17 protein-coding genes are annotated in these 22,418 nt (G+C 71.9%); 4 read left to right on the top strand and 13 right to left on the bottom strand.

Annotated elements, in window-relative coordinates; translation table 11 throughout:
* Positions 1-302: 302 nt before the first annotated feature.
* The 4 genes from ACQP09_RS28115 to ACQP09_RS28100 all read right to left on the bottom strand — a co-directional run bounded on the left by ACQP09_RS28115 (position 303) and on the right by ACQP09_RS28100 (position 5,490).
* Complete coding sequence (locus tag ACQP09_RS28115; RefSeq protein ID WP_432151702.1) at positions 303-1,193, bottom strand: FadR/GntR family transcriptional regulator; 891 nt, start codon at positions 1,191-1,193, stop codon at positions 303-305.
* Between the two features lie 160 nt (positions 1,194-1,353).
* On the bottom strand, positions 1,354-3,087 hold the full coding sequence (locus ACQP09_RS28110) for an ATP-binding cassette domain-containing protein (RefSeq protein ID WP_433404509.1): 1,734 nt from the start codon (positions 3,085-3,087) through the stop codon (positions 1,354-1,356).
* Between the two features lie 145 nt (positions 3,088-3,232).
* Positions 3,233-3,976, bottom strand: coding sequence for an NUDIX hydrolase (locus tag ACQP09_RS28105; RefSeq protein ID WP_432151700.1), 744 nt, complete (start codon positions 3,974-3,976; stop codon positions 3,233-3,235).
* Between the two features lie 137 nt (positions 3,977-4,113).
* The gene (locus ACQP09_RS28100) at positions 4,114-5,490 is read right to left on the bottom strand and encodes a DUF4192 domain-containing protein (RefSeq protein WP_433404507.1); all 1,377 of its coding nucleotides are present in this window, start codon (positions 5,488-5,490) and stop codon (positions 4,114-4,116) included.
* 110 nt (positions 5,491-5,600) lie between these two features.
* On the opposite strand from ACQP09_RS28100, the gene ACQP09_RS28095 reads away from it, so the two are divergent.
* Positions 5,601-7,772, top strand: coding sequence for a RecQ family ATP-dependent DNA helicase (locus ACQP09_RS28095; protein WP_433404504.1), 2,172 nt, complete (start codon positions 5,601-5,603; stop codon positions 7,770-7,772).
* 215 nt (positions 7,773-7,987) lie between these two features.
* On the top strand, positions 7,988-8,638 hold the full coding sequence (locus tag ACQP09_RS28090; RefSeq protein WP_433404501.1) for a hypothetical protein: 651 nt from the start codon (positions 7,988-7,990) through the stop codon (positions 8,636-8,638).
* Between the two features lie 79 nt (positions 8,639-8,717).
* Here ACQP09_RS28090 and ACQP09_RS28085 read toward each other — a convergent pair whose 3' ends face one another.
* From ACQP09_RS28085 to ACQP09_RS28060, 6 genes are all read right to left on the bottom strand, one after another.
* Complete coding sequence (locus ACQP09_RS28085; protein ID WP_433406788.1) at positions 8,718-9,356, bottom strand: hypothetical protein; 639 nt, start codon at positions 9,354-9,356, stop codon at positions 8,718-8,720.
* A gap of 62 nt (positions 9,357-9,418) precedes the next feature.
* Entirely contained in the window at positions 9,419-10,129 is a 711-nt protein-coding gene (locus ACQP09_RS28080) for a ribonuclease HII (RefSeq protein WP_433404498.1), read from the bottom strand.
* A gap of 139 nt (positions 10,130-10,268) precedes the next feature.
* Positions 10,269-12,083 carry a DUF4153 domain-containing protein gene (locus ACQP09_RS28075; RefSeq protein WP_433404497.1) on the bottom strand — a complete coding sequence of 605 codons (1,815 nt, stop codon included), beginning with the start codon at positions 12,081-12,083 and terminating at the stop codon, positions 10,269-10,271.
* A 212-nt stretch (positions 12,084-12,295) separates the two neighbouring features.
* Positions 12,296-13,204, bottom strand: a complete 909-nt coding sequence (locus tag ACQP09_RS28070) for an ADP-ribosylglycohydrolase family protein (RefSeq protein ID WP_432151694.1) — start codon at positions 13,202-13,204, stop codon at positions 12,296-12,298.
* Between the two features lie 12 nt (positions 13,205-13,216).
* The gene (locus tag ACQP09_RS28065) at positions 13,217-13,876 is read right to left on the bottom strand and encodes a histidine phosphatase family protein (protein WP_433404494.1); all 660 of its coding nucleotides are present in this window, start codon (positions 13,874-13,876) and stop codon (positions 13,217-13,219) included.
* Between the two features lie 130 nt (positions 13,877-14,006).
* Complete coding sequence (locus ACQP09_RS28060) at positions 14,007-14,612, bottom strand: YdbC family protein (RefSeq protein WP_433404491.1); 606 nt, start codon at positions 14,610-14,612, stop codon at positions 14,007-14,009.
* A 185-nt stretch (positions 14,613-14,797) separates the two neighbouring features.
* On the opposite strand from ACQP09_RS28060, the gene ACQP09_RS28055 reads away from it, so the two are divergent.
* The gene (locus ACQP09_RS28055; protein ID WP_433404490.1) at positions 14,798-15,334 is read left to right on the top strand and encodes a TerD family protein; all 537 of its coding nucleotides are present in this window, start codon (positions 14,798-14,800) and stop codon (positions 15,332-15,334) included.
* 118 nt (positions 15,335-15,452) lie between these two features.
* Here the strand turns inward: ACQP09_RS28055 and ACQP09_RS28050 are convergent, their stop codons facing one another.
* Together ACQP09_RS28050 and nrdR are read right to left on the bottom strand one after the other, a co-directional pair.
* Positions 15,453-18,347 (bottom strand): vitamin B12-dependent ribonucleotide reductase, encoded by a 2,895-nt coding sequence (locus ACQP09_RS28050; protein WP_433404488.1) that lies wholly within the window; start codon positions 18,345-18,347, stop codon positions 15,453-15,455.
* A 165-nt stretch (positions 18,348-18,512) separates the two neighbouring features.
* Entirely contained in the window at positions 18,513-19,025 is a 513-nt protein-coding gene (gene nrdR, locus ACQP09_RS28045) for a transcriptional regulator NrdR (protein WP_433404485.1), read from the bottom strand.
* Between the two features lie 503 nt (positions 19,026-19,528).
* On the opposite strand from nrdR, the gene lexA reads away from it, so the two are divergent.
* On the top strand, positions 19,529-20,326 hold the full coding sequence (gene lexA, locus ACQP09_RS28040) for a transcriptional repressor LexA (RefSeq protein WP_026242273.1): 798 nt from the start codon (positions 19,529-19,531) through the stop codon (positions 20,324-20,326).
* 101 nt (positions 20,327-20,427) lie between these two features.
* On the opposite strand, the gene ACQP09_RS28035 is transcribed toward lexA, so the two are convergent.
* The gene (locus ACQP09_RS28035) at positions 20,428-22,398 is read right to left on the bottom strand and encodes an ATP-dependent DNA helicase (RefSeq protein WP_433404481.1); all 1,971 of its coding nucleotides are present in this window, start codon (positions 22,396-22,398) and stop codon (positions 20,428-20,430) included.
* Positions 22,399-22,418 lie beyond the last annotated feature (20 nt).

Genomic DNA, 22,418 nt, shown 5'->3' with positions numbered 1-22,418 from the left:
AACGGCTTCCGGCCCTGCCCTGGGGAGGGCTGGAACCGACGACCGTCGACTGGGGATGTCGCCGACGGCGCGGGTTTGGCCTCGGAACTGAACAGCGCGCCCAAGGGCTGCTGTATTCCTTCCGCGGCGGTCACCTCTTAAGTCATCGCGCTGCTTCGAGGAGTGTTACGCCCGATCCGCGTGGCCCGAGTCACACCCCATTCGGGACGAACCGCGCCAGGGCGGGCATCTCCTCATCATTGTGCCGCCGGACCTGTGCGGTCCTGGCGGCACAATGCCTGTCCACCCCGGCCGTGGACCGGTCAGTGCTGCTCGCGAGGCGCGGGAACCACGCGCTCCACGTCGGGGTGGACGACGAGCAGTTGGCGCATGGCCGTCTCCGCGCCTGCGGAGTCGCCCGAGGCGAGGGCGTCGACGATGCGCGCGTGGTGGGCGAGCGAGGCGTCGCCCGGGCGGTCACAGCCGGTGACCGGGCCGCCGGAGACGTGCAGGGCGGCCGAGACGATGCCGGAGAGGTGTTCGAGCATCCGGTTGCCCGCGGCCTGGATGAGCAGGGCGTGGAATTCGGCGTCGGCGCGGGAGAAGGTGATCGCGTCCCCCTGTCCCATCGCGTGCCCCATGATCTCCACCATGTCGCCGAGGCGCTGCTGGAGGTCCTCCCGGCCGTGGCCGGCGGCGAGGCGCGCGGCGAGCGGCTCGATGGTCCAGCGCAGCTCGGCCAGCTCACGGCGCTGGTCGTCGCGCTGCGGGCCGAAGGCGCGCCATTCGATGATGTCGGGGTCCAGGAGGTTCCAGTCGCTGACCGGACGGACCCGCGTACCGACATTGGGACGCGCGCTGACCAGCCCCTTGGCCTCCAGGACGCGCAGGGACTCGCGTACGACGGTGCGGGAGACCTCGAAGCGCTGGCCGATCTCCTCGGGGACGAGGGGGCGGTCCGCACCGAGGTCGCCGGAGACGATCATCTGGCCGAGCTGCTGGACGAGTTGACCGTGCAGGCCGCGTCCGCGGCTGGCCGCTCCCCGGCGGCTCGCCCGCCCCAACTCGGAATCGGAACCGCCCCAGGGCCGGGCCGCGGCACGCTCGCCGGCGGGCGCCTCCGTATAGGGATAGCGGTCGAGTTCGCCCGAGCCGGCCAGGCCGGAATCGGCGGAGCGGGCGGCGGTCATCATGGTGTGCGCAAGGGTACTCACGCATCCTTTGTCGGCGCGGCTCGTCCACCCCTTGAGGTCTTTGGTGAAAAGCACACGAAAGGGTGATCGCCGCTCGCGCCGCAATTGACGCCATATACGTATGAACCCGGCATTTCCTAGGGAGTTACGGGCTCCTCTCCTCGACGCCGGTCCACGGTGATCACCAACGCACCTTTCCGCGAAGGCTGGTGAACAGATACGCACAGATCAGGGCCGACAACGACAGGGTGAGCGCAGCGCCCACGGGCTGCGCGACCACCCGCGCGACGGCTAGGACCCAGCGGTCGGCCTCCTGCGGCAGCTGCCACCAGGCCAGTTCGCGCAGCCTGCCCGGAAGTCCGGTGACCGAACGCGCGGACGGGGCCTCGAACACCTTCTGCACCAGCGGAACCACCAGCACCGGAACGGCCAGCACGGCGGCGATCCCGGCCCCGGCCACCCGGAAGACGCCCGCCGCCAGCAGCCCCGCCCAGGCGCAGCCCACCGCCAGGCACGCCCAACTCGCGCCGAGCGCGACGGCATTGGCCGGAACGGTGATCAACTCCGGCCCGTAGAAGAGCCGGAGGGCCTGCGCGCCGCCGACGATGGCGAGCGAGGCCAGCAGGAGGGCGAAGCCGGCGGTCACCGTCAGCTTGGCCAGCAGCAGGCCGATCCGCCGGGGCACGGTGCCACGTCCGGCGGCGAGCGCCGGGTAGCGGAACTCGTCGCCGAAGGAGAGCGCGCCCAGGATGCCCGCGCCTAGGGCGGCGGGAGGCAGCGGCAGGAGCTCGGGCCAGGCGGCGAGTGCGCGCGGCAGGGGTGTGGAGCCGGTGCGGGCGAGCAGGACGGAGAGCGCGGCGGAGACCAGCAGCACGGACGCCATGATCACGGTCGTCGTCCGTACGCCCAGGGAGCGCCGCAGCTCGTAGCGGAGCGGGCGCAGCGGGCCGCGTGCGGGGCGGGCGCGGATGGGCGGGGGCAGTTCGGAGAGCGCGGCGGCGGAGGGTTGCCGGGCCTCGCCGGTGTCCGGCGGGGCGGCGGGGCCGGTGTCACCGATCTCGTCGGCGAGTTGGTGGACCGGGACGCCGTGCCGGAAGGCGGTGTCCCCGACCTCGGCGCAGGTGGAGCCGTACACGGTGAGCCGGCCGTTCGGCTCGGGGACCACCTCGACCGAGCGCTGCGCGGCGCGGGCCTCTCTGCTGACGACCGCGGCGAGCCGGGCCGCGTGCGGGGTGCGGACGGCGACGCGGGGGCGGAGGCGGGTGCGGGCGAAGTCGGCGACCTCCTGGTCCGCGACGAGCCGGCCGCCGTCGACGGTGACGACGCGATCGGCGGTGCGGGCGGCCTCCTTGGGGTCGGCGGTGGCGTACAGGACGGTTCCGCCCTGCGCCGCGTGGGCGCGCAGCAGCCCGTACAGCCAGCTGTTCTCGCGCGGGGAGAGGCCCTCCGCCGGTTCGTCCAGGACGAGGGTGTGCGGGTCTCCGAGCAGGGCGGAGGCGAGGCCGAGCCGGCGGTCCATCCCGACCGACAGGGTGCCGAGCCGCTGGTCCCCGAGCCCGGCGAGGCCCACGACTTCGAGCATCTCGTCGGCCCGGGTCGCGGGCGTTCCGGCGGCGGCGCAGAGCATCCGGAGCTGGCCGCGGGCCGTACGGGACGGATGCCCCGGTACGTCACCGAGCAGCACGCCCACCTCGCGGGCCGGGTGGGCGATGCGGTGCAGCGGCCTGCCCCGGAAGTAGGCGACGCCCCGGCCGGAGTCGAGTTCGAGCATCAGCCGCAGGGCGGCGGTCTTGCCCGAACCGGGGGCGCCGAGCAGAGCGGTGACGCGGCCGGGCGGGGCCTCGAAGGTCAGGTCGTCCACGGCGGGCGGAGCGGCGCGACGGGGGGTGCTGGTGAGTCCGATGGCCTGGAGCATCGCTTCTCTCGCGTTCTCTCGCGGAAGGTGAGACCGCTCGGCGGCAGAGGGGTACCGCAGCAACATAACGCGACATTTCCGACTTTTCGTGCAGCAGTGGACCCCGGGTGTCCCGCACTCCCCCGGCTGCCGACAGGCGCCGCCGTCAGACCTCCGGCCGCAGCATCGGCGGATTGAGCACGGTGGCCGCACCGGCCCGGAACAGCTGCGCGGGCCGGCCGCCCTGCCGCGTGGTGGTCCCGCCGGACGGCACCAGGAACCCGGGAGTGCCGGTGACCTTGCGGTGGAAGTTACGGGGGTCGAGGACCACGCCCCACACCGCCTCGTACACCCGGCGCAGCTCTCCGACCGTGAACTCCGGTGGGCAGAACGCGGTGGCCAGCGAGGAGTACTCGATCTTCGAGCGGGCGCGCTCCACACCGTCGGCGAGGATCCGCGCGTGGTCGAAGGCGAGCGGCGTGGCCTGCTCGCCCTCCCTGAGCAGATCCTCCACCGGCGCCCAGCGCGCGCTGTGGGCGTCCCCGCCGGCCCGGGGCGCGGGCAGGTCCGGCGCGAGGGCGAGATGGGCCACGCTGACGACCCGCATCCGGGGGTCCCGTGCCGGGTCCCCATAGGTGGCCAGCTGTTCGAGATGCGCACCGTTGCCGACGGCCGGCTTCGCCGGATCGTGGGCGCACAGCCCCGTCTCCTCGACGAGCTCCCGCGCCGCCGCGGATCCGAGGTCCTCATCGGTCCTGACAAAACCGCCGGGCAGCGCCCACCGGCCCTGGAACGGGGTCTCCCCGCGGCGGACCACCAGCGCGCAGAGCGCGTGACGGCGCACCGTGAGCACGACCAGGTCCACGGTGACGGCGAAGGGCGGGAAGGTCGACGGGTCGTAGGGCGGCATGCCGTGATCATAGTCGTCTGCCTGACGATAAACACTCCCTTCGGGCACTCCGGCGATCAGGGGAGCCGGGTGTGCGGGTGGGTGCGTGGGGAGCCGGGAGCACGCCACCACCCCGCCCACGCCCCGGCCCACCGGCGTCAGCGCCGTGTCCCCGTGCCCCGCCTGCCGTAGCGCCGGACGTCGCTCGGTCGGCGTCCGGGCATCGCACCGCGGGGACCGGTGCGGGCGGTAGCGGGCGCCGGTGTGCTTCCCTGCGCGTTCGTCGTCCGGCGGTCACTTCCGCGTCGCCGTGAGCGGTTCGCCGCCGGCCTGACGCCGCGGACATGCAGGGCGGGGCCCCTTACGGCGCCCGCACCGGCCTCCTCGGCGTCCGGGGCCGTCGCATCGGAGCCCGTAGCGTCACCGCGCAGGCAGCGGCGCAGGGTCTCCGGGTCCAGGCCCTCGTTGCAGGCCCGGTGCAGGAGTTGCGCGAACGTGTACTCCGGATCCGCGCGCAGGGCCATGGACAGCGCGACCCGTGCGCTGGGCTCGTCGCCGGTGGACCAGGAGACCCAGCCCGCCAGGGTCAGCGGAGCCGCCGCGTGCTCGCCGTACGGGCCGACGCAGCGGCGGGCGAGTGTCCGCCACAGCCTCAGCGCGCGGTGGCCGTCGGGGCCTTCCATCCAGGCCGCCGCCTTGTCCCGGGTCTCCCGGTCCTGGAGGCCGAGGATGACGGCGGCGGCCTCGTCCTCGGTGATCAGCCGGTCGTCCCCGAGGTCGGAGACGGCTTCCGGCGCGGACCCCGACCGGCCGAGGCGGCCCATGAGTGCGTGGGCGAGCGTGAGGGTCTCCTCAGCCGCCTGGGCCTTCGCGCTCTCGTCCAGGATCCTCGGCACCAGCGAAGCCGCGGCCCGGTCCAGCGCCTGAAGCTGTGCGAATGCCTCGTCCGGCTTCTGCCGGGGCGCAAGCCGCGCCTCCATCTCCCGCAGCGTCCCCCGTACGTGGATCCCCGCGTACGTGGCCGCCGCGGCCATCACCGTCGTACCGGGCATGGCCAGGGGCTTTCCGTCGGGCGGGCAGCACCGGGTGTTGGGGCAGCAGTAGGACCAGTACCGGCCGTCCGAGATGCAGAGCGCTTCGAGGACCGGCACGTCGAGCGCCCCGCACGCCGTACGCAGGCTCTGGGCGAACGGCCGCAGGCGCTCCATGGTCGCCGGGCCGCTCTCACCGTCCGGCGAGTCTTGGCAGACGAAGATCAGAATCGCGTCGGGCCGCCCGCCGCGCCGCTCGCTGCCCGAGATCAGGCTCTCCGCCAGCTGCTCGGCGACCGGCCCCCATTCACCGGGCGCCCGCGGAATGCCGAGCCGGAGGCGGCCGCCGAACCGGCCGCGGCCGCCGTGCAGGGCCACCATCACGACGCTGTCGTCGGGGTGGAAGCCCATCAGATACGGGAGGGCGTCGGCGAGTTCGGCGGGGCCGCGCAGAGTGATCTGCTGACCGTCGGAGGGACCGGTGGATTCCTGGTGCTTGTTCATGGCTCGACGGTCCCGCGGGCCGCCGGATCCCGCGACCCCTGTGGATAACGTTATCCACAGGCTCGCCACGCCGTTCGCGGTTTGTGGTCGTCATCGGGTTGCATGGGGGGATGACCAACGCAGATCGCGCAGCACTCAGGGCTTCGGCCGACTCCGTCCTCGCCCGCCTCGTCGGGGATCCCACGGGTGAGGCCAGGCTGCGCGAGGACCAGTGGCTGGCGATCGAGGCGCTCGTCGCGGACAAGCGCCGGGCGCTGGTCGTGCAGCGCACCGGGTGGGGCAAGTCCGCCGTCTACTTCGTGGCGACCTCGCTGCTGCGCGCACAGGGCAGCGGCCCGACCGTGATCGTCTCGCCGCTGCTGGCGCTGATGCGCAACCAGGTCGCGGCGGCCGCGCGGGCGGGGATCAGCGCCCGCACGATCAATTCGTCCAACACGGAGGAGTGGGAGAGCGTCCAGGACGAGGTGGCGGCCGGTGAGGTCGACGTCCTGCTGGTCTCCCCCGAGCGGCTGAACAACCCCGATTTCCGGGACCAGGTGCTGCCCCGGCTCGCGGCCGCGACCGGGCTGCTGGTGGTCGACGAGGCGCACTGCATCTCCGACTGGGGCCACGACTTCCGCCCGGACTACCGACGGTTGCGGACCATGCTCGCCGATCTCCCGGTCGGCGTTCCCGTGCTCGCCACCACTGCTACGGCCAACGCCCGCGTGACGGCCGACGTCGCGGAGCAGCTGGGTACGGGCGCGGGCACGGACGCGCTGGTCCTGCGCGGTCCGCTGGACCGGGAGAGCCTGAGCCTCGGCGTGCTGCAACTGCCCAACGCCGCGCACCGGCTGGCCTGGCTGGGCGACCACCTCGGCGAGCTGCCCGGTTCCGGGATCATCTATACGCTGACGGTCGCGGCGGCCGAGGAGGTCACGGCCTACCTGCGGCAGAACGGGCATCCGGTCGCCTCCTACACCGGCCGGACGGAGAACGCGGACCGGCAGCAGGCCGAGGACGATCTGCTGGCCAACCGCGTCAAGGCGCTGGTCGCCACCTCCGCGCTGGGCATGGGGTTCGACAAGCCCGACCTCGGTTTCGTCGTGCACCTGGGCTCGCCCTCCTCCCCCATCGCCTACTACCAGCAGGTCGGCCGCGCGGGGCGCGGGGTCGAGCACGCCGAGGTGCTGCTGCTCCCCGGCAAGGAGGACGAGGCGATCTGGCAGTACTTCGCCTCGGTCGCCTTCCCGCCCGAGGAGCAGGTGCGCCGCACTCTGGACGTTCTGGCCGGCTCGGAGCGGCCGCTCTCCCTGCCCGCGCTGGAGCCCCTGGTCGATCTTCGGCGGACGCGCCTGGAGACGATGCTCAAGGTGCTGGACGTCGACGGCGCGGTGAAGCGGGTCAAGGGCGGCTGGATCTCCACCGGCGAGCCGTGGGTCTACGACTCCGAGCGGTACGCCTGGGTCGCCCGGCAGCGGGCCGCCGAGCAGCAGGCCATGCGGGACTACGCCACCACGACAGCGTGCCGGATGGAGTTCCTGCGGCTGCGGCTGGACGACGAGGAGGCCACCGCGTGCGGGCGCTGCGACAACTGCGCGGGCGCCCGCTTCGACGACAAGGTCTCCACCGCGGCCCTGGACGGTGCCCGCAACGAGCTCGGCCGGCCCGGGGTGGAGGTGGCACCCCGCAAGATGTGGCCCACCGGTCTGTCCGCGGTGGGCGTCGACCTGAAGGGGCGTATCCCCGCCGGTGAACTCTCCTCCGCCGGGCGGGCGCTGGGCAGGCTCTCCGACATCGGCTGGGGCAACCGGCTGCGCCCGATGCTGGCGGCGCAGGCACCGGACGCGCCGGTGCCGGACGATGTCACGGACGCCGTGGTCACCGTGCTCGCGGACTGGGCCAAGGGCCCCGGCGGCTGGGCCACCGGTGCGCCCGACGCCGCTCCCCGGCCGGTCGGTGTGGTCACCGTGGCCTCGCGCCGCCGGCCGCAGTTGGTGGAGTCGCTCGGCCGGCGCATCGCCGAGATCGGCCGGATGCCGCTGCTCGGGACGGTGACGTACGCGCCGGGCACCGAGGATCTGACGATGTCGCAGACCAACAGCGCACAGCGGGTGCGGGCCCTGCACGAGGCGCTGACCGTCGAACCGGATCTGGCGCGGGCGTTGGAGTCCGCGGGCGGTCCGGTCCTGCTCGTGGACGACCTCTCCGACACCGGCTGGACGCTGGCCGTCGCCGCGCGGCTGCTGCGCCGGGCCGGAGCTCAGGGGGTGTGTCCGCTGGTCCTCGCGGTTCAGGGGTGACGGGAGGCGTCATCCGGCCGGAGCTGGGCAGGGATATCAGTAGCATTCCGGCCGATACCCGTCAGCGTCGCCAATTGCTCGTTGCCGCCCGCCGATGCGCCAGGAAGAATTGGTACCGCTCCCCGCACAGTTCTCGTCGGGCCCGGTAGGGCTGTGCCGCGGCGCGCCCTCACTCGACCCTGCCCGCACCATGGGCGCGTAGCGAAGGGAGGACCATGACCTTCGGATTCGCCCCGTCCTCAGCCACTTCGATATCGGCGTTCTCGACCCCACCGGGTGGAGCGGACTCCGTCAACCGCCTTGCCCGGCTGCTCGAACCCGCCGAGTGGGCCTCGGCGGGCATCCCGCTGCTGAGCAATCCGCGCGAGGTCGTCAGCGGGCTGCACTCCCGCCACCGGCCGACGCCGGCCACCGCCGTGGTCGCGGTCCTCGATCACGAGGAACGGCTCACGGCGAGCGCCTCGTTCACGCGCCGGGACAGTGCGGCGGCGGACGGCTGGGACTTCCGCAACGCTCTGCTCGCGCAGCTGCGGCGGGTCATCCCGCACGATCTGCGCCGCCGTACTCCGGTGCGTACGGCCGTACTTCTCTACTGCCGTGACGGCGACGAGCGGTGGACCGAGGAGGACGGCGCGTGGATGTGGGGGCTGCGGGACGCCTGCACGTTGCACGGGCTGCGGTGCGGTGCCTACATCACGCTGACCGGCGGCGGCTGGCAGGTGCTCGGCGAAGGTCGGGGCGGACGGCGGCCCAGCTCGCTGTCGGAGCCGGCCCCGCTGGCCGACCTCGTGGCCGAGCAGCAGCCCGCGCTGACGCGGACCGGTGGCGGCTCGGCCGAGGCGCTGCGCCGCTCGGCCGCCCGGTGAGCGGAGAGCACTTCAAGCGCTGAGCCCCGGCCGCCGTCGCGGGCGGCCGGGGCTCCTCGGTTCGAACGGGTGCGGCGGTTCAGACGCCGGCGCCGAGTGCGGCGTTGATCGTCTGCGGGTCTCCGCAGACGATCAGCAGCGCGGTGGCGCGGTCACGGGCGACGGGCAGCGCGCGGGTGACGGTGTCACCGGCGTCCCCGTTGACCGCCACGACAACCACGGGCCGGGGCTTGGCCCGGTCGACCGCGGAGGCGTCCGCGAAGAAGACGTCGTCGCCCGCGTCCTGCTGGCCCCAGTAGGAGGCCTCGCCGAAGGACAGCTCGTGGGCGGCCCACGGGTGCTGCTCGCCGGTGGTGAGGACCAGGATGTCGCCCGGCGCGCGGCCGGACTCCAGCAGCAGGTCGACCGCTTCCTCGGCCGCGTCGAGGGCTCCGCCGGCCGGGGCCGGGATCAGCTGGAGCTGCGGCCCGGAACGATGCTCCGGTCGGCTCGGAACGCCCTGGGGCGCTGCGGGCGCGGGTACGGGTGCGGGGTGTGCGCGCTGTGCCGGAGGCGTGGGGCGCGCGGGGCCGGGGCCCGGACGGCCGGGACGCGGCGTGGCCGCGGAACGCGGACCTGGTACGGGACGGGGGGTCGGCGCGGTTCGGCCGGCGGCCGGGGTGACGCGGGGACCCTGGGCACTCTCGTGAATCTGAGGCTCCTGGAGGAAGAGAGGCAGGAAGGTGGTCTGTCGTGGGCCGACCTCATCGGTCGGCATCGCTGGTGGGCGCCTGCGCGCGGTCAGAATTCGAAGCCGAGCTGGCCCCCGCTTTCGAGTGCGGCCGCCTCGGCGGAAAAACGGACCTTCTTCAGGTGCTGCCACCGGGGCAACGCGTCAAGATACGCCCAGGAGAGGCGGTGATGGCGCGTGGGCCCCCGCTCCTCCAGTGCGGCCCGGTGCACCGGCGAGGGATATCCCGCGTTGGCGCCGAAGGCGAAGTCCGTGTACTCCTCGGACCCGCCGCCCAGTTCGGCCATCATCCGGTCACGGTGCACCTTGGCGATGACCGAGGCGGCCGCCACCGCGATGCAGGACTGGTCGCCCTTGATGACCGTACGGACCTTCCAGGGGGCGCCCAGGTAGTCGTGCTTGCCGTCGAGTATCACCGCGTCCGGCAGGACCGGCAGGCCTTCCAGGGCGCGTACGGCGGCGAGCCGGAGGGCGGCGGTCATGCCGAGGTCGTCGATCTCCTCGGGAGAGGCGTGGCCCAGGGCGTGGGCGGTGACCCAGCTCTCCAGGACGGGCGCGAGCTCGGCACGCCGCCGGGGCGTCAACAGCTTGGAATCGGTGAGGCCTTCGGGCGGTCGGCGCAGGCCGGTGACCGCGGCACACACGGTGACGGGTCCGGCCCACGCCCCGCGTCCGACCTCGTCGACACCGGCAACGGTCCTGGCGCCGGTGGTAGCGCGGAGCGAGCGCTCGACGGTGTGCGTGGGTGGTTCGTACGGCATGGCGCCAGCCAGCGTACGCCGAGAGCGAGGGCAGCAACACCCCGGGGCACCGCGCACACCGAGATTCGGCCGCCGGGCCCCGGTCCAAGGCGGGATCGGTACCGGCCCGGGGCGCGATCAGTACCGGTCCGGGAGGGGATCAGTAGGGGTCGTAGTCGTCGTGGTCCTGCTCGTAGCCGCCCCGCTCGCCCTCCCGTACGCCGTCCGTGCCCAGCCCGTAGCAGGTGTCGCGCTCGTTGGCGGCGGGACGCTCGCGGAGGATCTCCCGCGCCCGCGCCTCGCCCCAGCTGGTGGCGTACCAAGGGGAGTCGGAGGTGTGCAGCTCGCGCTGGATGACCCGGAGCGCGCAGGAGCGCTGCGGTTCCGGCAGTTCGTCGAGAGCGGGTACGGCGTCGGCGGAGAGGTCCTTGAGGTAGTCGATGTCGATCGAGGTGCGGTCGTCCTGGAAGCGCTGGACGTTCTGTTCGGCGACCACCGCGTCCGGGGAGATCAGCCCGAAGGCGAGGACGGCGGCTCCGGCGCTGACCGCGATCGCTCGCGGCAGGAACCTGGCGCCGAAGAAACCGGCGGCCAGGATCAGGACGAACACGGCGCCGAGCCAGAGTTCCATCGCCGCCACGGAGATCCGCAGCCGGGTCAGCCCGTACTCGTCGACGTACAGGTCCATGCGGCGCAGGGCCGAGGCGACGACGACCAGGGTGAGCACGCAGAGGGTGCCGAGGACGGCGCGGACCAGCGTCCGGTCCCGGCTGGCTCCGCGCGGCGCCCAGCGCAGGGCCAGGGCGATCACGAGGAGGGTGAGCAGGGTGGCCCAGAGCAGCTGCCAGAAGCCCTGGCGGGCGTACTCGGCGTGGTCGAGGCCGGTCTGCTCCCGCACCTTGTCGTAGCCGCCGAGGAGGACGACGAGCTGCAGGGTGATGAACGCGGCGAAGAGCAGGTTGAGGACGATGAGCGGAAGAGCCCATTCCGTACGTCCCCGGGGCTTGCCCGGCTTGACGGTGAGACCGTCCCACCGCACGGGAGCGGCGGCGGTCCGAGCGGCGGCCAGTGCGCCCAGGAGCCCCACGAGGAAGAGGAACGTCCGCAACGGGCCGTCGACGATCGACACATCAGGGGTGAGCCGGCCCAGCAGGTCGGCGAAGGCGGCGTCGGCGCTGGCGAAGAGCGTCCCGAACACCACGAGGAGTCCGAGGGCCACGGCCGTGGTGCGTACGGCGGTGCCCCAGCGCCCCCGCGAGCCGTCGGCCCGCTCCCGCACCCCGCGCCAGCCCCACCGGGCACCCGGCACGACCGAGTCCAGGGTGCCCACGGAGCCGAGCAGCACGCCGAGCCACGTCCGGCTGCCGTGCAGTGCGAGCGAGCCCAGGGCGAAGGCCGACACGACCGCCAGGAAGGTCGGCCAGCCCGCGTCCCGGAGCGCGGGCACGACGAGCAGCGCGAGGCCGCCGACGGCCCAGGTGGCGGTCCACGGACGCAGCCGGCGGCCGGCGGCCCGTGCGGCGAAAGCGGCGGCCAGGGCGGCGGGCACGGCGACGATCAGGAGGTTCACGCCGAGGCCGTCGCCGAGGAGGAGCGCGCTGAGTACGGCAGTGGCCAGGGCCGCCCAGAGCACGGCGGGCCGGACCAGCGGCGGCGCGGCCGGACGGAGCTTGGCCGTCGCGCCGGGGCCCTTGACGGGCGGCCGCCAGGGCTGACCGGGCTGCCAGGTCTGCTGCGCGCCTCGGGCCGGCTGCCGTTGGGCGTGGAGGTAGGCGGGCGTGGCGGGGGGCTCGGTGGCCGCCGGTGACGCCTGCTTCGCAGGCGTCGGTTCCGTAGGCTTCGCATCCGCAGGTGTCCGCTCCGGAGCCACTGCCTGCGGAGTCGGCGCCTGCGAAGCTGGCGAGCCGTCGGCCGCCGAGCCTGACGCCTCGGACGACGCGGGCACCCCGCTCGCCTCTGACGGTTGTTCGGACATGGGACCCCTCCCCCACCGGCACCCGCTCACGCCCGTAGGCGGCGCGTCGGCCCGGCATCTCATTCGGCGCGCGCCCATGGAGGCCGACCGGCGAAGATCGGCCAGGGGCGGCGTGGCGAAAGGTTAATCCCGAACCGGTGTTCGCGAACACTCAGAGTGAGGGCTGTGGCAGGACCGTGACAGACGGTCGGCCTGCCACCGGATCCGTACGGTCAGTGGTGCGCCGGGAGCAGCCAGCCGGGCGGCTCCTCCGTCTGCGCCAGCCAGTCGGCCGGCGGCGCCCCGGCCGGACCGGCGGCGACCACTCCGCCGACGATGGCGCAGGTCGTGTCGACGTCGCCGCCCGCCTGGGCCGTCAGCCAGAAGGCCGTCTCGAAGTCGCCGAGGCTCCTGGCCGCCGACCAGAGGGCGAACGGCACGGTGTCGTGGGCGCTGGTCCGGCGGCCGTTGCCGAGGACCGCGGCGACCGTACCGGCGTCCTGGTAGTCGAGCATGTCGCGGGCCCTGCGCAGCCCGGCGCCGACCGCGCTGCGGGGCACGAGCGCGATGACGCCGTCGAGCAGCGCCTCGGGCGTCGGCGGACCGTCCGGGGCCGCGGCGAGCGAGGCGGCGGCCGCGACGGCCATCGCGCCGACGACGGCCTCACGGTGCTGGTGCGTGGTGTACGAGGAGATCTCGGCCTGGTGGGTGGCCTGCTCCGGGTCGTCCGCGTACCAGGCGCCGAGCGGCGCGATCCGCATGGCCGAACCGTTGCCCCACGACCCCTGCCCCTTGAAGAGCGCCGAGGCCAGCTCGCGCCAGTCGCCACCCTCCCGTACGAGCCGGAGCAGCCGGTTCACGGCCGGTCCGTAGCCGCGGTCGAAGTCGTGGTGCTCGGCGAAGGAGTGCGCGAGCGCGTCCTGGTCGATACGGCCGTGGGCGGCGAGCACGGCCACGACCGAGGCGGCCATCTCGGTGTCGTCGGTCCACTGCCAGGGGCCGGGCGGCAGGCGGCGCTGTTTGAGCAGCGGGTAGTTGACCGGGACGAAGAACTGGGAGCCCAGGGCGTCTCCCACGGACAGGCCACGCAGGCTGGCCAGGGCGCGTTCGAAGCGCCGCTCGGAAGCAGAATCAACGGTCATCGCACAGCCACTCTATCCGGTACGGCCGTACGGTTCCGGGGTGCGCCAGTGCTGGAAGGGCCGGTCGAGGGTGTAACGGCCGTTCTCGCCGAGAAGCAGGGTCCGCGCCTCGCCGTTGCCCGGGTTGGAGAGCGATTCGAACTCGGCGACCGACCAGTGGAACCAGCGCATGCAGAACAGCCGCATGGTCAGGCCGTGCGTGATGAGCAGGACGTTCTCGGGGTGGTCCGGCTCCTCGAAGCTGCGGTGCAGGCTCTCCAGGAAGGCGCCGACGCGGTCGTAGACGTCGGCGCCGGACTCGCCCTGGGCGAAGCGGTAGAAGAAGTGCCCGTAGGCGTCCCGGTAGGCCTTCTGGAGCCGTACGTCGTCGCGGTCCTGCCAGTTGCCCCAGTCCTGCTCCCGCAGCCGGGGCTCCTCGCGGACCCGGACCCGTGCGGGGTCGAGGCCGAAGGCGCGGAAGGTCTCGTGGGTGCGCCGGTAGGGCGAGATGTAGACGCTCACCCGCTCGTCGCCGAACTGCTCGCGCAGCCGCGCCCCGGTCTCCTCGGCCTGCCGCAGGCCCGTCGCGGTGAGCCGGAGCCCGTGGTCGGGCTCCCGCTCGTACACCGTGTCGTCGGCGTTGCCCTCGGACTCGCCGTGCCGGACGAGGACTATGCGCTGCGGTCGTGCCATGCACCGACCCTAGGGGGTGTGCGGCGATTACGCGTGCCCTGTAGGCATCAGGCGCGACCCTGGAGATGACGCGCGACCCCAAAGATCACACGTGATCCTGTGGATCACGCGTGACCCATGAAGAGCGCCGTCAGACCGTCCAGGACGGTTCCAGCTCCACAACGTCCCCCGTCAGCGCGGCCACGTCCGTCTCGGTCTGCGCGCGGGCTGCCAGGCGCTGTGCGCCGTCGGCGCGGTACTTGCCGCGCTCGGCGCTCGACTTCCACATGGAGAGCACGAGGAACTCGTTGCCGGGCGCCTCCCCGAAGACCCCGCGCACCATGCCGGGGGAACCGGCCATCGCCGGGTTCCACACCTGCTTCTGCATCAGCACGAAGTGCTCGGCCCGGTCCTCATGGACGCTGCTGTGCGCGACCCGGACGACGTCCGCCTCCGCGAAATGGGGCTCGAAACCGGTCTTCACATCGAAGCGGCGCTCGAAGAGCATGACCTGCATGTCACGGAAGGTGCCCGCCTGCCCGGTCGCCGGGCCGTCGTGTCCGCGGGCCATGAACGAGTCGTAGAAGACGCGGTTCTCCCAGAACGCGAAGACATGGGCGACATCGGGGCGCGTTCGGCTCCACCCGCCGCTCTGCCCTCTGAACCCCGGCTCGCCGAGCAGCCCCGCCCACTTCCGCTGTCCCCGCTCGAAACCATGACGGTCCACCACGGAACAGCGAATCCACTTCACCAGCACCGCGCCATCGTACGGGGCGGAACGTGGCCGGGGTCACGGTCGCCCGCACGGCCCGTCCCCCGGCGCATGGCCCGATTCCGTCGTCCGCCACAGGGGCAGTTGGCGGCGCGGCCCGTTCCGTACATGATCGGGTGAATCGGATGATGAGAACGGTCCAGGGACCGTCGGCCAGGAGGGGAAGTCCGGTGAGCACTCCCAACAAGGACATCGAGAAGGTCGAAGTACGGATCAAATGGGATCCCAGCCCGCACGGTGAACCGGACGTCGACCTGGACATCATCGCGGCGACCTATCCGGCGGACGCGCCGTACGGCAGCCCCGCGTACCTGGTGCACTTCGACAGCCGCTCGCCGGACGGCACCATCACGCTGAACCGGGACAGCAGGACCGGCCAGGGGTTCGGCTTCGACGAGGTCATGACGATCGAGCTGGACCGGCTGGCGGACCGGTACGGGCGGGTGGTCGTCGGCGTCGCCATCCAGCAGCGCGAGGGCCGCAGGACCTTCGGCGAGGTCGGCTCCACCGCGGTGCAGATCCGGGAGGGCTACACGAATCTGCTGGAGGACGACTTCACGGGCGTCGCCCCGTCCACGGCGGCGGTCGTCGCGGAGTTCTCCCGTACCGGTTCGGGACCGTGGGTGTTCCGCCCGGACGTACGCGGCTTCGACTCCGATCCCGACGCGTTCGCCGCGGTGATGGGGAACCGCGACGCCGGAGCCTGAACCGCATCGGCGAGTTCCGGCCAACCCCGCGTGAGGGCGTGACGAACCGCGTGGGGGCGTGACGAAGGGGACCGGCCTCGGGCCGGTCCCCTTCTGTCAGCTACCGCTCAGCCGGATGTCAGCTGCAGCCGCTGGTCGAGCCGCAGCCCTCGCAGATGTAGCAGGAGCCGGCGCGCTGCATCTTCGTACCGCAGGAGAAGCAGAGCGGGGCGTCCGCGCTGATGCCGAGCTGCATCTCGACCAGCTCGGCCGAGGTGTGCGCCGTCGCCGGAGCCGGCTTCTCGGCGGACTCGCGGGGAGCCGCCACCGCCTTCAGCTCGGGCTGCACCGGGGCCGACTGGGCGAGGCTCTCGGAGTCCACGCCGTCCGCCTCGAAGGACGCCTCGTACGAACCGGTGTCGAGGTGGCGCTGACGCTCCTCGGCGGAGTGGATGCCGAGGGCGGAGCGGGTCTCGAAGGGCAGGAAGTCGAGCGCCAGGCGGCGGAAGATGTAGTCGACGATCGACTGCGCCATCCGCACGTCCGGGTCGTCCGTCATACCGGCCGGCTCGAAGCGCATGTTCGTGAACTTCGAGACGTACGTCTCCAGCGGGACGCCGTACTGCAGGCCCACCGAGACGGCGATCGAGAAGGCGTCCATCATGCCCGCGAGGGTCGAGCCCTGCTTGGACATCTTCAGGAAGACCTCACCGAGACCGTCGTCCGGGTAGGAGTTGGCGGTCATGTAGCCCTCGGCGCCGCCCACCGTGAAGGAGGTGGTGATGCCGGGACGGCCCTTGGGGAGGCGCTTGCGGACCGGGCGGTACTCGACGACCTTCTCGACCGCCGTACGGATGGTCTCCTCGGCCTTCGCGGTGACCTCTTCCTTCTCCTTCTCCTTGGTCTTGGCGGAGAGGGGCTGGCCGACCTTGCAGTTGTCGCGGTAGATCGCGAGCGCCTTGACGCCCAGCTTCCACGCCTCGAAGTAGACCTCTTCGACGTCCTCGACGGTGGCCGTCTCGGGCAGGTTGACGGTCTTGGAGAGCGCGCCGGAGATCCACGGCTGGATGGCCGCCATCATCCGGACGTGGCCCATCGCGGAGATGGAGCGCTCGCCCATCGCGCAGTCGAAGACCTCGTAGTGCTCGGTCTTCAGGCCCGGCGCGTCGATCACGTTGCCGTTCTCGGCGATGTGGGCGACGATCGCCTCGATCTGCTCCGGCTGGTAGCCCATGCGGCGCAGGGCCTGCGGGACCGTGCCGTTGACGATCTGCATCGAGCCGCCGCCGACCAGCTTCTTGAACTTGACCAGGGCGAGGTCGGGCTCCAGGCCGGTGGTGTCGCAGGACATCGCGAGACCGATGGTGCCGGTGGGCGCGATGACCGAGGCCTGCGCGTTGCGGAAACCGTTCTTCGCTCCGAGCCGGATCACGTCCTGCCAGGCCTCCGTCGCGGCGGCCCAGACCGGCGAGTCCAGGTCGTCGACGTGGATCGCCTTGGCGTTGGCGTCGGCGTGCTGCTTCATGACGCGCTGGTGCGGCTCGGCGTTGCGGGCGTAGCCGTCGTACGGGCCGACGACCGCGGCCAGCTCGGCGGAGCGCTTGTACGAGGTGCTGGTCATCAGCGAGGTGATGGCGCCGGCCAGGGCGCGGCCGCCGTCGCTGTCGTACGCGTGGCCGGTCGCCATCAGGAGGGCGCCGAGGTTGGCGTAACCGATGCCCAGCTGGCGGTAGGCGCGGGTGTTCTCGCCGATCTTCTGCGTCGGGAAGTCCGCGAAGCAGATCGAGATGTCCATCGCGGTGATGACCAGCTCGACGACCCGGGAGAAGCGCTCGGACTCGAAGGACTGGTTGCCCAGGCCGTCGTCCTTGAGGAACTTCATCAGGTTGAGCGAGGCGAGGTTGCACGAGGTGTTGTCCAGGTGCATGTACTCGCTGCACGGGTTCGAGCCGTTGATCCGGCCGGACTCCGGGCAGGTGTGCCAGGCGTTGATGGTGTCGTCGTACTGGATGCCGGGGTCGGCGCAGGCCCAGGCCGCCTCGGCCATCTTGCGGAAGAGGGACTTGGCCTCGACCTCTTCGATGACGTCGCCGGTCATCCGGGCGCGGAGCCCGAACTTGGAGCCGGTCTCGACGGCCTTCATGAACTCGTCGTTCACGCGGACCGAGTTGTTGGCGTTCTGGTACTGGACGGACGTGATGTCGTCGCCGCCCAGGTCCATGTCGAAGCCCGCGTCACGCAGGGCGCGGATCTTCTCCTCCTCCTTCACCTTGGTCTCGATGAAGGCCTCGATGTCGGGGTGGTCGACGTCGAGGATGACCATCTTGGCCGCGCGGCGGGTGGCGCCGCCGGACTTGATGGTTCCGGCGGAGGCGTCGGCGCCGCGCATGAAGGAGACCGGGCCGGAGGCGTTGCCGCCGGAGGAGAGCAGCTCCTTGGAGGAGCGGATACGGGAGAGGTTCAGGCCGGCGCCGGAGCCGCCCTTGAAGATCATGCCCTCTTCCTTGTACCAGTCGAGGATCGACTCCATGGAGTCGTCGACGGCCAGGATGAAGCAGGCGGAGACCTGCTGCGGCTGAGGCGTTCCGACGTTGAACCAGACCGGGGAGTTGAAGCTGAAGACCTGGTGCAGGAGGGCGTACGCCAGCTCGTGCTCGAAGATCTCGGCGTCCGCGGGAGAGGCGAAGTAGGCGTTCTCCTCGCCGGACTTCCGGTACGTCTTCACGATCCGGTCGATCAGCTGCTTGAGACCGGTCTCGCGCTGCGGCGTGCCGACCGCACCGCGGAAGTACTTGCTGGTGACGATGTTGACCGCGTTCACCGACCAGAAGTCGGGGAACTCGACGCCACGCTGCTCGAAGTTGATCGAGCCGTCGCGCCAATTGGTCATGACGACGTCACGGCGCTCCCATGCCACCTCGTCGTACGGATGCACGCCGGGGGTGGTGTGGATGCGCTCGATACGCAGACCCTTGCTCGCCTTGGTGCTCTTGGTGCGGGAACCTCGTGCCGGGCCGCTCGCCGTCTCTGTCATGCCGCCTCCCATATGTGGGCAAAAACGCCCTGAAGTGCCCAGTTCTTCCCAGGCACAGTGTGTGTCCGTTGTCCCGCGGGCCGCGCTCGGCCACGGGAACAGGTCCTGAAGCGCCCGGTCACCGGTCGGCGGACGTGAGTCCGGACGGTGACGGGCGGGTGCCGCTCAGTCGGCGGCGATGGCGGGTGCGGGGACCTCAAGGGTCTCGCCGCCCCCGGGGTCCTCCGCGGAGGGCCGCTGCGCACGCAATTCCACGATGGCGGCCTCGAAGTCTTCCAAGGAATCGAACGCCCGGTAGACGGACGCGAAGCGCAGGTACGCGACGAGGTCGAGTTCCTGCAAGGGGCCGAGGATGGCCAGACCCACGTCGTGGGTGGTCAGCTCGGCGCTGCCGGTGGCACGCACCGCCTCCTCGACCCGCTGGCCGAGTTTGGCGAGGGCGTCCTCCGTGACGGGCCGTCCCTGGCATGCCTTGCGGACGCCGGAGATGACCTTGGTACGACTGAAGGGCTCGGTCACGCCGCTGCGCTTGACCACCATCAGCGAGCACGTCTCCACCGTGGTGAAGCGGCGGGAGCAGTCGGGGCACTGGCGGCGGCGACGGATCGACGTCCCGTCGTCGGTGGTGCGACTGTCGACGACCCGGCTGTCGGGGTGCCTGCAGAAGGGGCAGTGCATGGCTCCCAACCCTCCTTCACAGCGCAACGGAATAGCCTCTCCGGCACGCCCTTGCGGGCTCCTCGGAGGCAGTCCCCAGCATAGGCGATGGCCCTGGGCCGAATGAACCCAGGACCACAACTTCTGGGTGGCCGGGACGATCCAACCACTAGATCTAGGGTTGAGTCGCGATTTCGGCCCTACCGCGTGTCGCACCCCGGGCGATGCCCGGAGGGAGCGAGGGCCAGAGGAGAGGGTACGGGAATCGCGCGGTCCGCGAACCTCCGGGGGCCGGGAGCGGGGGCCCGGGATGAAAGACTGGCCGGGGGCCGCAGCCGGACCCCGTACGAGCCTCGTACACACCACGTACGAGCTTCGTACGCACCGCCCGCCCCGTGCTCATACACCTGCGGGCAGCATTGCGGCAGCCCTTTATTCGTTTTTCACTCGAACGTGTGTTTGGCGCAACCTTTCGAAAGCTACTACCGTTGTCCAGCTAGGGAGAACATTCGAGAGGGGCCGACGTGACCACGACCGCAGACAGTGCCACCATCACCGCCCGGGACCACCGCTCCCAGAGCCGACTTGAGCCGGTGCATGCCATGAATGACTCAGTCACGAACACGGACGGGCCCGAGCCCGCACGACCCGGGCGCTCCTTGCCCGGGAGGCCGCCAGGGATCAGGGCGGACAGCTCAGGACTCACGGACCGGCAGCGGCGGGTCATCGAGGTCATCCGCGACTCCGTGCAGCGCCGGGGTTACCCGCCGTCCATGCGGGAGATCGGTCAGGCGGTGGGCCTGTCCAGCACGTCGTCCGTCGCCCATCAGCTGATGGCCCTGGAGCGCAAGGGATTCCTCCGGCGGGACCCGCATCGGCCCCGCGCCTACGAGGTGCGCGGATCGGACCAGCCGAGCACCCAGCCGACCGACACCACGGGGAAGCCCGCCGCGTCGTACGTCCCGCTGGTGGGCCGGATCGCCGCCGGTGGGCCGATCCTCGCGGAGGAGTCGGTCGAGGACGTCTTCCCGCTGCCGCGCCAGCTCGTCGGTGACGGTGAGCTGTTCGTCCTGAAGGTCGTCGGTGACTCGATGATCGAGGCCGCGATCTGTGACGGCGACTGGGTCACCGTGCGCCGCCAGCCCGTCGCGGAGAACGGTGACATCGTCGCCGCGATGCTGGACGGCGAGGCGACGGTCAAGCGCTTCCGCCGCGAGGACGGCCATGTGTGGCTGCTGCCGCACAACGCCGCGTACCAGCCGATCCCCGGTGACGAGGCGACGATCCTCGGCAAGGTGGTGGCGGTGCTGCGGCGGGTGTGAAGAGCACCGGTCGGTCGACCTGGCGGATACGAGAGGGCCCCGGGACGCTTTACGGCGATCCCGGGGCTTTCCTGTTCCCTTTCCCGGAGCTTTCTTGTTCCCTACTTGCCGTCCGCCTTGGCCAGGGCGTCGATCGCGGCGAGTGAGCGGCGCGCCTGGTTGCGGTCCGTCGTGTACCAGAAGTCGGGCATGGAGGCGCGCAGATAGCTGCCGTACCGCGCGTTGGCGAGGCGTGGGTCGAGCACGGCGACGACGCCCTTGTCGCCCGTGGCCCGGACGAGGCGGCCCGCGCCCTGGGCCATCAGCAGTGCGGAGTGCGTGGCGGCCACCGCCATGAACCCGTTGTGGCCGGCCTCCTCCACCGCCTTCTGGCGGGCGCTCATCAGCGGGTCGTCGGGCCGGGGGAACGGGATCCGGTCCATGACCACCAGCTGACAGCTCGACCCCGGGACGTCCACGCCCTGCCAGAGCGAGAGCGTGCCGAAGAGGCAGGTCTCCGGGTCGGCGGCGAAGTTCTTGATCAGCTCGCCGAGGGTCTCCTCGCCCTGGAGCAGGATCGGCTTGTCCAGCCGTCCTCGCAGCTCCTCGGCGGCCGCCTTGGCCCCGCGCATGGAGGAGAACAGCCCCAGCGTGCGGCCGCCCGCCGCCTCCACCAGCTCCGCGAGCTCGTCCAGCATGTCCGTACGCGAACCTTCGCGGCCCGGAGTGTTCAGATGGCGGGCGACATAGAGGATGCCCTGCTTGGGGTAGTCGAACGGAGAGCCGACGTCCAGCCCCTTCCACGACGGGATGTCGTCGCCCGCCATGCCCTCGGGAGCGAGCCCCAGGGACGCGCCGACGCCGTTGAAGTCGCCGCCGAGCTTCAGCGTGGCCGAGGTCAGGACCACCGAGCGCTCGGTGAAGAGCTTCTCGCGCAGCAGCCCGGAGACGGAGAGCGGAGCCACCCGCACGGAGGCGCCGAACCGGTCGTGCTGCTCGTACCAGACGACGTCGTACTCCGAGCCCTGGGTGATCCGCTCGGCGACCCCGTGGATCGACTCGACCGAGGCCAGGGCCTGCTTCCGTACGGCGTCCTCGTCCTGGACGGACTTGTCGCGGGTGGCACCGATCGCGGAGATCACCGTACGAGCCGCGTCGCGCAGCGCCATCAGCGCGTACCCGAGGTCCTCGGGCACCTCCTCAAGACGCCCCGGCAGCGCCAGCTCCATCACCCGCTCGAACCCCTCGGCGGCGGTCTGGAGCGCGTCGGCGGCCTTCTCGTTGACCAGCTTGGCCGCCCGGCGGACCGCCCGGTTGACCTGGGCCGGAGTCAGCTCGCCGGTGGCCACGCCGGTCACCCGGGAGACCAGCTCGTGCGCCTCGTCCACGATCAGCACCTCGTGCGAGGGCAGCACCGGAGCGCCCTCGATGGCGTCGATCGCGAGCAGCGCGTGGTTGGTGACGACCACATCGGCGAGCTTGGCGCGCTCCCGGGCCGCTTCGGCGAAGCACTCCGCTCCGTACGCGCACTTCGTCGCGCCGAGGCACTCGCGGGAGGAGACCGAGACCTGCGCCCAGGCCCGGTCCGAGACGCCCGGCGTGAGGTCGTCCCGGTCGCCGGTCTCCGTGTCGTCGGACCAGTCCCGCAGCCGGAGCAGATCCTGGCCGAGCTTGCTGGTGGGCGCCGCCGCCTCGAACTGGTCGAACAGCCCCTCCTCCTCGTCCTGCGGGACCCCTTCGTGGAGCCGGTGCAGGCAGAGGTAGTTGGAGCGGCCCTTGAGCATCGCGTACTGCGGGCGGCGGCGCAGCAGCGGGTGCAGCGCCTCCACCGTGCGCGGCAGGTCCCGCTCGACCAGCTGGCGCTGGAGGGCGAGGGTGGCCGTGGCCACGACGACCCGCTCCCCGTGCGCCAGCGCGGGCACCAGATAGCCGAGGGACTTGCCGGTGCCGGTGCCCGCCTGGACGAGCAGGTGGGATTGGTCGTCGACCGCCTCGGCGACGGCCTCGGCCATGGCGGCCTGGCCGGGGCGCTCCGTACCGCCGACGGCGGTGACGGCGGCGTGCAGGAGCTCGGGGAGGGATGGCTTCGTCATAGCCCGACCACCCTACGGCG

This window comes from Streptomyces sp. CA-146814, from assembly GCF_050942385.1.
Classification (GTDB): domain Bacteria; phylum Actinomycetota; class Actinomycetes; order Streptomycetales; family Streptomycetaceae; genus Streptomyces.
The sequence above is the reverse complement of the archived record's forward strand: the minus strand, read 5'-3'. Positions and strand labels throughout refer to the sequence as shown.

What these genes read in the sequence shown, in the direction of transcription:
- ACQP09_RS28070 (WP_432151694.1), bottom strand. Translation starts at nt 13,204, where the DNA reads ATGACCGTTGATTCTGCTTCCGAGCGGCGCTTCGAACGCGCCCTGGCC.
- ACQP09_RS28080 (WP_433404498.1), bottom strand. Translation starts at nt 10,129, where the DNA reads ATGCCGTACGAACCACCCACGCACACCGTCGAGCGCTCGCTCCGCGCT.
- ACQP09_RS28035 (WP_433404481.1), bottom strand. Translation starts at nt 22,398, where the DNA reads ATGACGAAGCCATCCCTCCCCGAGCTCCTGCACGCCGCCGTCACCGCC.
- ACQP09_RS28065 (WP_433404494.1), bottom strand. Translation starts at nt 13,876, where the DNA reads ATGGCACGACCGCAGCGCATAGTCCTCGTCCGGCACGGCGAGTCCGAG.
- nrdR (WP_433404485.1), bottom strand. Translation starts at nt 19,025, where the DNA reads ATGCACTGCCCCTTCTGCAGGCACCCCGACAGCCGGGTCGTCGACAGT.
- ACQP09_RS28075 (WP_433404497.1), bottom strand. Translation starts at nt 12,083, where the DNA reads ATGTCCGAACAACCGTCAGAGGCGAGCGGGGTGCCCGCGTCGTCCGAG.
- ACQP09_RS28100 (WP_433404507.1), bottom strand. Translation starts at nt 5,490, where the DNA reads ATGAACAAGCACCAGGAATCCACCGGTCCCTCCGACGGTCAGCAGATC.
- ACQP09_RS28090 (WP_433404501.1), top strand. Translation starts at nt 7,988, where the DNA reads ATGACCTTCGGATTCGCCCCGTCCTCAGCCACTTCGATATCGGCGTTC.
- ACQP09_RS28095 (WP_433404504.1), top strand. Translation starts at nt 5,601, where the DNA reads ATGACCAACGCAGATCGCGCAGCACTCAGGGCTTCGGCCGACTCCGTC.
- ACQP09_RS28105 (WP_432151700.1), bottom strand. Translation starts at nt 3,976, where the DNA reads ATGCCGCCCTACGACCCGTCGACCTTCCCGCCCTTCGCCGTCACCGTG.
- ACQP09_RS28110 (WP_433404509.1), bottom strand. Translation starts at nt 3,087, where the DNA reads ATGCTCCAGGCCATCGGACTCACCAGCACCCCCCGTCGCGCCGCTCCG.
- ACQP09_RS28050 (WP_433404488.1), bottom strand. Translation starts at nt 18,347, where the DNA reads ATGACAGAGACGGCGAGCGGCCCGGCACGAGGTTCCCGCACCAAGAGC.